1 protein-coding gene is annotated in these 255 nt (G+C 57.6%); it reads right to left on the bottom strand.

The features are described 5' to 3' along the window. A partial coding sequence (locus tag IB248_RS31220) for a transposase (RefSeq protein ID WP_192240801.1) occupies nt 1-238 on the bottom strand: 238 nt, incomplete at its 3' end. Nucleotides 239-255 lie beyond the last annotated feature (17 nt).

The raw sequence follows: 255 nt of genomic DNA, 5'->3' as shown, positions 1-255 counted from the left end.
CCAACTGACGCTCCGAGCGGATGCCGAACAGGTAGCCAATGAACAGCGCCTTGAACATCAAGGTCGGATCGAGCGGCGGGCGGCCGTTGTCGGCGCAATAAAGCCCCGCAACACGATCATGGATGAAGGAAAAGTCGATCACCGCGTCGATCTTGCGCAGCAGGTGATCCTTCGGCACCAGACTGTCGAGCGTCACCATCTCAAGAGCCGTCTGGGTGGGGGCAGGTTTCTTCAACATGTCCCAATGAATCACAA

Source organism: Rhizobium sp. RHZ01, assembly GCF_014851595.1.
GTDB lineage: Bacteria > Pseudomonadota > Alphaproteobacteria > Rhizobiales > Rhizobiaceae > Rhizobium > Rhizobium altiplani.
Note: the sequence above shows the minus strand (reverse complement) of the source record. Positions and strands in the feature narration are given on the sequence as shown.